Below are 3,183 nucleotides of genomic sequence, written 5' to 3'. Positions count from 1 at the left end.
GGTTAGAGCGCACGCCTGATAAGCGTGAGGTCGGTGGTTCAAGTCCACCTAGGCCCACCACGGTTTTTCTCACCAGAGGAAGACCATTCAATGGGGGTGTAGCTCAGCTGGGAGAGCACCTGCCTTGCAAGCAGGGGGTCAGGAGTTCGATTCTCCTCATCTCCACCAATTTTTCTTTTTGGATTTGTACCTTGACAACTGCATAGAAAAGAAAGAAATACCTCTTTTTAAAAAAAGAGACTTAACGAACCTTAGAATAATCAAGACGAAAGTCAAGTAAGTAAGGGCGTACGGCGGATGCCTTGGCCATATCAGCCGAAGAAGGACGCGATAAGCTGCGATAAGCTGCGGTGAGGTGCAAGTAACCATTGACCCGCAGATCTCCGAATGGGGAAACCCGGCAGCAGGAGTGCTGTCATCCTCTATGAGGAAGGGCACCCGGTGAACTGAAACATCTAAGTAGCCGGAGGAAAAGGAATCAACAGAGATACCCCAAGTAGCGGCGAGCGAACGGGGCAGAGCCCAAACCGATCCGGGAAACCGGAACGGGGTTGCGGACTGCAGTAAACTGCCAGCGTGAAGCAGAATCAGGTGGGAACCTGAGCCAGAGACGGTGAGAGCCCGGTAAGCGTAAGCAACGGCAGGGAGCAGGATCCAGAGTACCACGAGACACGAGAAACCTTGTGGGAAGCAGGGGGGACCACCCTCCAAGGCGAAATACTGATATGGACCGATAGCGCATAGTACCGTGAGGGAAAGGTGAAAAGAACCCCGGGAGGGGAATGAAAGAGAACCTGAAACCGTATGTCTACAAGCAGTCGAAGCACATTATTCGTGCGACGGCGTGCCTATTGAAGAATGAACCGGCGAGTTATTTCATCCAGCGAGGTTAAGCAGGAAATGTGGAGCCGCAGCGAAAGCGAGTCTGAACAGGGCGAAAAGTTGGATGGAATAGACCCGAAACCACAGTGATCTACCCATGTCCAGGTTGAAGCACAGGTAAAAATGTGTGGAGGACCGAACCAGTGAGCGTTGAAAAGCTTTTGGATGAGATGTGGGTAGGGGTGAAATGCCAATCGAACGTGGAGATAGCTGGTTCTCCCCGAAATAGCTTTAGGGCTAGCCTCATGGTGAGAGTACAGGCGGTAGAGCACTGAACAGGGTAGGGGCCTATCCGGCTACTGAACCTAATCAAACTACGAATGGCTGTACTTATACATGGGAGTCAGACTGCGAGTAATAAGACCCGTAGTCAAGAGGGAAACAGCCCAGACCAACAGCTAAGGTCCCCAATGCCGTACTAAGTGGCGAAGGATGTGGAATTTCGAAAACAACCAGGATGTTGGCTCAGAAGCAGCCACCATTAAAAGAGTGCGTAATAGCTCACTGGTCGAGAGACTCTGCGCCGAAGATGACCGGGGCTAAAGTACGGAACCGAAGCTTTGGCAACTGACAATAGTCAGTTGGGTAGGGGAGCGTTCCTGCATGGGAGAAGCCTGACCGGAAGGACAGGTGGACAGGCAGGAAGAGAGAATGCCGGTATGAGTAGCGAAAAGAAAGGTGAGAATCCTTTCCACCGAAAGCCAAAGGGTTCCTGGGCAACGCTCGTCGTCCCAGGGTAAGTCGGGACCTAATCCGAGGCGAAGACGCGTAGGAGATGGACAACAGGTTGAAATTCCTGTACTGACAGTTCTCGTTTGAGCGAGGGAGTGACGCAAGAAGGAAGGCGCGCATGCGGTTGGAAGCGCATGTCCAAGCAGGTAGGTTGAATGACAGGCAAATCCGTCATTCTGAAAGCCGAGATGCGATGGGGAGTTTCTGGAGACAGAAACGAAGGGGCTGGGACTCGATTGCCAAGAAAAGCTTCTAGTGAGAGAACTGCCACCCGTACCGCAAACCGACACAGGTAGGCAGGAAGAGAATTCTAAGGTGCGCGGGAAAACCCTCGTTAAGGAACTCGGCAAAATATATCCGTAACTTAGGGAAAAGGATAGCCCGGAGAGTGTGAAGAGCAGAAGCGCTCGGAGCATGAACGGGCGGCAGAAGAGAGGCCCAAGCGACTGTTTACCACAAACACAGGCGTCTGCGAAAGGGAAACCTGAAGTATAGATGCTGACACCTGCCCGGTGCTGGAAGGTTAAGAGGACTTGTTAGCGCAAGCGAAGCAGAGAATTGAAGCCCCAGTAAACGGCGGCCGTAACTATAACGGTCCTAAGGTAGCGAAATTCCTTGTCGGGTAAGTTCCGACCCGCACGAAAGGTGTAACGATTTGGGCACTGTCTCAACGAGGGACCCGGTGAAATTGAAGTACCTGTGAAGATGCAGGTTACCCGCGACTGGACAGAAAGACCCCATGGAGCTTTACTGTAACCTGAGATTGGATTCTGGTAGAAGATGTACAGGATAGTTGGGAGGCGGAGAAGCGTGTACGCCAGTATACGCAGAGCCAATGGTGGGATACCAACCTTGTTTTATTGGAATTCTAACGAAAGACGTAACGAGTCTTCGGACAGTCTCAGGCGGGCAGTTTGACTGGGGCGGTCGCCTCCGAAAGAGCAACGGAGGCGCCCAAAGGTTCCCTCAGTGCGGACGGAAACCGCACGCAGAGTGCAAAGGCAGAAGGGAGCTTGACTGCGAGACGGACAGGTCGAGCAGGGACGAAAGTCGGGCTTAGTGATCCGGTGGCAGAGAGTGGAATTGCCATCGCTCAACGGATAAAAGCTACCCTGGGGATAACAGGCTTATCTCTCCCAAGAGTCCATATCGACGGGGAGGTTTGGCACCTCGATGTCGGCTCATCACATCCTGGGGCTGAAGTAGGTCCCAAGGGTTGGGCTGTTCGCCCATTAAAGTGGTACGCGAGCTGGGTTCAGAACGTCGTGAGACAGTTCGGTCCCTATCCATCGCGGGCGTAAGAAACTTGAAAGGGGCTGCTCCTAGTACGAGAGGACCGGAGTGGACCGACCAATGGTGTACCAGTCATGGCGCCAGCCGTGCAGCTGGGTAGCTACGTCGGGGACGGATAAACGCTGAAAGCATCTAAGCGTGAAACCAGCCTAGAGATGAGGTTTCTCATTGCGCAAGCAAGTAAGGTCCCACAGAGACGATGTGGTTGATAGGCCGGGAGTGGAAGTACAGCGATGTACGGAGCGGACCGGTACTAATAGACCGAGGACTTGACTT

The 3,183-nt window shown here is 53.0% G+C and carries 1 tRNA gene and 1 rRNA gene; both read left to right on the top strand.

The annotated features are described in order from the left end of the window. Positions 1 to 92 precede the first annotated feature (92 nt). A tRNA-Ala gene (locus PGX44_RS03015) sits at positions 93 to 168 on the top strand. A 102-nt stretch (positions 169 to 270) separates the two neighbouring features. Continuing rightward, positions 271 to 3,183, top strand: a 23S ribosomal RNA gene (locus PGX44_RS03010).

The sequence above is a fragment of the Caecibacter sp. AF58-12pH5A genome (genome assembly GCF_027681725.1).
In the GTDB taxonomy this organism is placed as follows: Bacteria; Bacillota; Negativicutes; order Veillonellales; family Megasphaeraceae; genus Megasphaera; species Megasphaera hominis.
Note: the sequence above shows the minus strand (reverse complement) of the source record. Positions and strands in the feature narration are given on the sequence as shown.